Here is a 5,537-nt window from a genome sequence, read left to right as displayed (position 1 = left end):
TCTACCACGGCTTCGTGCGCAAGCACGCCGGCGAGCGCGAGCTGGTCTGGGTCGGGCGCGCCATGGTGTTGGCGGTGGCCCTGCTGGCGATCTTCATCGCCCGCGATCCCGACAGCCGCGTGCTCGGCCTGGTCAGTTACGCCTGGGCAGGGTTCGGCGCGGCATTCGGGCCGGTGGTGCTGTTCTCGCTGTTCTGGGGGCGGATGACGCGGAGTGGTGCATTGGCCGGAATGGTTGTCGGTGCGGCCACCGTGATCCTGTGGAAGCTGGTTGCCGTGGGCATGTACGGCAGCGGCTGGTACGAGATGATCCCGGGCTTTGCGGCCGCCTGCGGGGCAATCGTGATTGCCAGCCTGCTGTCACCGCCGCCCGCGCAGGCGGTGCAGGTGCGCCATCTGCAGGTGCAGGCCTGCCTGCGCGAAAGCGGCTACTGAGCGTGTCGGTGGGTGCGCCACGGCCGCGGGCGATCGCGCTGCTCGGACCGACCGCCTCGGGCAAGAGTGCGTACGCGCTGGAACTGGCGCTGCGAATCGGCGGTGAAATTGTCAGTGTGGATTCGGCGCTGATCTACAAGCGACTGGACATCGGCTCGGCCAAACCGACGAAGGCGGAGCAGGCGCAGATTCCCCACCACATGCTGGACCTGCGCGAACCGTGGCAGCCCTATTCGGCGGCGGAGTTTTCCAGCGATGCACGTGCGGCGATCGAGGCGATCCACGCGCGTGGGCGCTGGCCGATCCTCGCCGGCGGCACCGGCCTGTATTTCCGTGCCCTGCTCGAAGGCCTGTCCGACATGCCAACGGCAGATCCCACGGTGCGGGCACAGCTGGCCGAGGAAGCGGCGGGGGTTGGCTGGGCGGCGCTGCACGCGCAACTGGCACAGGTCGACGCGGAAGCGGCGGCACGCATCCACGCCACCGACGCGCAGCGCATCCAGCGCGCGCTGGAGGTGCATCGCCTCAGTGGTCGGCCGATCAGTGACTGGCAGCGCGAGGCGCGTGCTGCGGAGCCTTGGCTGGACGTGCTCACCCTGGCGCTGGCGCCGCCGCAGCGCGCCGACCTGCATGCGCGCATCGAAGCGCGCTTCGACACCATGCTGGACGCTGGGTTTCTCGATGAAGTGCGGGCCCTGCGAGTGCTGCCGGAGTTGGCTGCACATCCCGCGCCATTGGATCTGCCTGCCTTGCGCGCAGTCGGCTATCGCCAGGCATGGGAGCATCTCGATGCCATCGAAAGTCCCACTCCCTCCGGGAGAGGGGTTGGGCTGAGGGTAGGAACAGGCAAGGTGAACCGATCCGACGAAGAGGCTCTGTTCCGCGATCGCGCCATCGCCGCCACCCGCCAACTCGCCAAGCGCCAATACACCTGGTTGCGCGGGATGCGCGATGTGCAATGGTTCGATCAGGCACGACAGCGCGCCGGGCTCGATGCGGTGGTCAGGGCATTCCTGGCGAAGGATTCGGTGGATTCCGGCAACCCGCCCAACCCACGCGCCTTGCGTTAACATCGCCATTCCGCCGTCGCGCCAGGGGCTTGCGCGGCTGTGTCCAATCCAACGACAAGAACAACACGATGCACGCCAGCAACGGGGAACCGAAACCCAAGCCACAGTCCTTGCAGGATCCATTCCTGAATGCCTTGCGCCGCGAGCGCGTGCCGGTGTCGATCTACCTCGTCAACGGCATCAAGCTGCAGGGCACGATCGAGTCGTTCGATCAGTTCGTGGTCCTGCTGCGCAGCACGGTCAGCCAGATGGTCTACAAGCACGCCATCTCGACCGTGGTGCCGGCCCGTAACGTGCAGATCGCGGGCATTGCCCAGGACAGCGTTGAGGCCGGACGGGACACGGCGGTCGAGTAATCCCGCCATGAATCGGGGTGGGCTTGCAAATGCGCCCCCACGCCCGCATCTCTCCCTCCAATGTCGACCCAATTGTTCGAACGCTCGCGTGGCGGTGAAAACGCGCTGTTGATCCAGCCGCATGCCGGTGGCCCGGCCGCGCCCGATGTGCTGGAAGAGTTCGCTGAACTGGCGCGTTCCGCCGGCGCGCGCGTGGTCGCCTCGGTGCCAGCACGGATCGACAAGCCCAATCCCTCGATCCTGATCGGCACCGGCAAGCTCGACGAGGTCAAGGCCATCTGCGAAGTCAGCGGGATTGATCTGGTGTTGGTCAATCACCCGTTGTCGCCGCTGCAGGAACGCAATCTGGAGAAGGCGCTGGAACGCCGGGTGGTCGACCGCACCGGCCTGATCCTGGACATCTTTGCCCAGCGCGCGCGCAGCCATGAGGGCAAATTGCAGGTCGAGCTGGCGCAGCTGCGCCACATGGCCACCCGCTTGGTGCGTGGCTGGACCCATCTGGAGCGCCAGCGTGGTGGCTCGATCGGCCTGCGCGGTCCCGGTGAGACCCAGCTGGAAACCGACCGTCGCCTGCTGCAAAAACGCGTGGAGGTGTTGCAGAAGCGCCTGGACAAGGTCGAGGTGCAGCACAGCCAGATGCGTCGCGCGCGGGTGCGCAGTGAACTGCCGCGGCTGGCGCTGGTGGGCTATACCAATGCCGGCAAGTCGACCCTGTTCAACGCGCTCACCGGTGCCGACGCCTACGCCGCCGACCAGTTGTTCGCCACCCTCGATCCGACGGTCCGCAGGATCGAGCTCGCGGGTGTCCGCGTGGTGCTGGCCGATACCGTCGGTTTCGTCCGCGATCTGCCGCATGAGCTGGTCGCTGCGTTCCGTTCCACGCTCGGCGAGGCGCGCGAGGCCGACCTGCTGCTGCACGTGGTCGATGCCGACGATCCCCTGCGCGACGATCGCATGGCGCAGGTGGATGCGGTGTTGCACGACATCGGCGCCGGGGACATTCCGCAGTTGCTCGTGTTCAACAAGATCGACCGGATCGAGGGCGCACAGCCGCGCATCGACCAGCGCGAGGACGCGCCTGCCGCCGTCTGGTTGTCGGCGCGTGACCGGATCGGCTTGGAATTGCTGGGTGAAGCCGTCGGCTTGCGGCTGGGACTGCAGCGGATCGTCGCTGACCTGTTGTTGCCTGGCGCAGCCGGGCGCCTGCGTGCGCGCCTGCACGCGTTGGGCGCGGTGCGTGCAGAGTCCCACGCCGAGGACGGCTGGCACCTGAAGATCGACCTGGCCGCTGCCGATGCCGCGCGGCTGGCGGCGTTGCCGGAAGGCGCGCCGCTGCGCGCCCTGTTGCCGGGCGAGGCGACCTTGCTTCCCGTAGAATTACCGACATGACCATGCAAAGCAGCGGCCCGCGCGGGCCATGGACGGCCTGGATGGCCTGGAACCGGCCCGGAAGCACCGGAGGCGGTGGCTCAGGTGGAATGTGGAACCGGATCGGTGGAGGCTTGCCGAATTTCGGAAACTTCAGCCCATTGCGCTGGATTGTCGTGGCGGTGGCGCTGTGGCTGGTGTTGTCCAGCGTGGTGCTGGTCACCGAACAGCAACGCGGCGTGGTGCTGCGTTTCGGCCAGTTGTCGCGGGTGCTGCAGCCGGGCCTGAATTTCAAATTGCCATGGCCGGTGGAGCAGGTCATCAAGATCAATGCCACCGAAATCAAGAATTATTCCGACAGCGTGCCGGTGTTGACCCGCGACGAGAACATCGTCGAGGTGGCGGTGAACGTGCAGTACAAGGTGTCCGATCCGGTGCTGTACCGCTTCGGTACCCGCGATGGCGATGAGGTGCTCAAGCAAGCAACCTTGAGTACGGTGCGCGAGCAGGTCGGTCGTTCCACCCTTGACACCGTGCTGGGTGCGCGCGAGCAACTGGCCGTCATTGCTCGCCAACAGTTGCAGAAGTCGCTCGATGCCTACCGTACTGGCCTGATCGTGACCGAGCTGAACTTGCCGGATGCGCGGCCGCCCCAGCAGGTCAAGCCGGCGTTCGACGACGTCAACAGCGCCCAGCAGGACAAGGAGCGGCTCATTTCAGAAGCCCGCGCCTACGCCGCCAAGGTGGTGCCCGAGGCGCGTGGCCAGGCTGCACGCGTGCGTACCGAGGCTGCGGGCTACAAGGCTGCCAAGATCGCGCGTGCCACCGGTGACGCAGAACGCTTCAGCTTGCTGGTTGAGCAGTACCGTGGTGCGCCGGACGTGACCCGCAAGCGCCTGTGGCTGGAAACCTTGCAGGAGGTGCTGTCGCAGAACCCGACCATCGTCGGTGGCGATGGTCGCCAACTGATCTACGTGCCGATGCAGGGGAGTGGACGTCCCGCCACCACACCGGCTCCGACGCCGCCCTTGCTGCCGGAATTGGTGTCGCCGCAGGTCCAGGTGGAGGCTCCAGAGGGCAATCCCGCGCGCCCTGGCCGCAGCGGCAGGCCGGCCTCGGCCCGTGAGGAGGTGGTGCGATGAAACTTCAGTTAGGCTTGGGCGTGCTGCTGCTGGCCATCGTGCTGATGCTCGGTTCGATGTTCGTGGTCAGCGAAGGACAGACGGCCATCGTGCTGCACCTGGGCAGGATTTCGCGGGTGAACATGCAGCCCGGCCTGCATTTCAAGTGGCCGCTGGTGGAGACGGCGCGGGTGTTCGATACACGGTTGCAGGTGCTGCCGGCTGAGCCGGAACGCTACCTCACCTCGGAGCGCAAGGACGTCAGCGTGGATTTCTTCGCGGTCGGCCAGATCGAGGATGCGCGTGCGTTCTATCGCGCCACCGGTGGTGACGAGAACGCCGCGGTGGATCGCCTGGCGCCGATCATCAAGGACGCGCTGCGCAATGAAATCAATGCGCGCACCTTGCAGCAGGTGGTGTCCGGTGATCGCACGGCGATCGTGCATGGCCAGCTGGCCGCCATCAATCGCGGCGCGGCGACGCTGGGCGTGCGCATCACCGACCTGCGGATCAAGCAAATTGATTTGCCCACCGACAGCCGGGTCATCGATGACGTCTACAACCGCATGCGCGCGCAGCGCCAGCAGGTGGCCAGCCGTCTGCGCGCGGAAGGCGAGGAACAGGCCAATGAGGTGCGTGCGCGTGCCGACAGTGATCGCCAGGTGATCCTGGCCGAGGCCGAGCGTGATGCACAGAAACTGCGTGGCGAGGGCGATGCCGAGGCTACGCGCCTGTACGGCGAAGCGGCCAACCGCGACCCCGGCTTTTATGCCTTCCAGCGTAGCCTCGAGGCCTATCGGGCCGCGTTCGACGGCAAGCACAGCAGCGTGATCGTGCTGGATCGCAACGATCCGTTCTTGCAGTACATGAAGACCGACCACTGATGCTGCGTGCGAAGGATGGATCGGGGAACATGGGTGTGAGGGATCGATCCTTGGCTGAGCGAGCACGCCGCGCATGAGCGACCTGTGGGCTGCGCTGTGCCTGGTGGCGGTATTCGAGGGGTTGTTCCTGTTGGTGGCCCCGGATGCGTGGAAGCGCGCGGCCGAACAGATGTTGAACCTGCCGAGTGCGCGGGTGCGCGTGATCGGCGGGGTGATCCTGTTGCTGGGGCTGGGATCGCTGTGGCTGGTGCGCGGCGCGTGATCGGGCGTGGCCCCGGGTTTTCAGGTAACATTTCCTAAAGCC

The 5,537-nt window shown here is 66.4% G+C and carries 6 protein-coding genes and 1 pseudogene; all 7 read left to right on the top strand.

Annotated elements, in window-relative coordinates:
* Positions 1-434, top strand: a pseudogene (locus tag IT472_RS01680) (sodium:proline symporter); the annotation flags it as partial.
* Positions 435-442: 8 nt separating this feature from the next.
* A complete protein-coding gene (gene miaA, locus IT472_RS01675) occupies positions 443-1,504 on the top strand; it encodes a tRNA (adenosine(37)-N6)-dimethylallyltransferase MiaA (protein ID WP_297177402.1) in 1,062 nt (353 codons plus the stop codon).
* A gap of 68 nt (positions 1,505-1,572) precedes the next feature.
* On the top strand, positions 1,573-1,860 hold the full coding sequence (gene hfq, locus IT472_RS01670; protein ID WP_297177399.1) for an RNA chaperone Hfq: 288 nt from the start codon (positions 1,573-1,575) through the stop codon (positions 1,858-1,860).
* Positions 1,861-1,932: 72 nt separating this feature from the next.
* Entirely contained in the window at positions 1,933-3,249 is a 1,317-nt protein-coding gene (gene hflX / locus IT472_RS01665) for a ribosome rescue GTPase HflX (RefSeq protein ID WP_297177407.1), read from the top strand.
* Positions 3,250-3,338: 89 nt separating this feature from the next.
* Entirely contained in the window at positions 3,339-4,370 is a 1,032-nt protein-coding gene (hflK, locus tag IT472_RS01660) for an FtsH protease activity modulator HflK (protein WP_297177405.1), read from the top strand.
* A complete protein-coding gene (locus IT472_RS01655; RefSeq protein WP_297177396.1) occupies positions 4,367-5,233 on the top strand; it encodes a protease modulator HflC in 867 nt (288 codons plus the stop codon). The genes hflK and IT472_RS01655 overlap by 4 nt, the downstream gene beginning before the upstream one ends.
* 73 nt (positions 5,234-5,306) lie before the next feature.
* A complete protein-coding gene (locus IT472_RS01650) occupies positions 5,307-5,495 on the top strand; it encodes a DUF2065 family protein (RefSeq protein WP_297177392.1) in 189 nt (62 codons plus the stop codon).
* Positions 5,496-5,537: the final 42 nt, after the last annotated feature.

Origin of the sequence: Thermomonas sp. (assembly GCF_020850895.1) — a bacterium.
Taxonomy (GTDB): Bacteria; Pseudomonadota; Gammaproteobacteria; order Xanthomonadales; family Xanthomonadaceae; genus Thermomonas.
This window is presented reverse-complemented; position numbering and strand designations above follow the sequence as displayed.

Excerpts from the sequence above, each read along its gene's own strand:
- hfq (WP_297177399.1), top strand. The coding sequence starts at position 1,573 with ATGCACGCCAGCAACGGGGAACCGAAACCCAAGCCACAGTCCTTGCAG.
- hflK (WP_297177405.1), top strand. The coding sequence starts at position 3,339 with ATGTGGAACCGGATCGGTGGAGGCTTGCCGAATTTCGGAAACTTCAGC.
- IT472_RS01655 (WP_297177396.1), top strand. The coding sequence starts at position 4,367 with ATGAAACTTCAGTTAGGCTTGGGCGTGCTGCTGCTGGCCATCGTGCTG.
- IT472_RS01650 (WP_297177392.1), top strand. The coding sequence starts at position 5,307 with ATGAGCGACCTGTGGGCTGCGCTGTGCCTGGTGGCGGTATTCGAGGGG.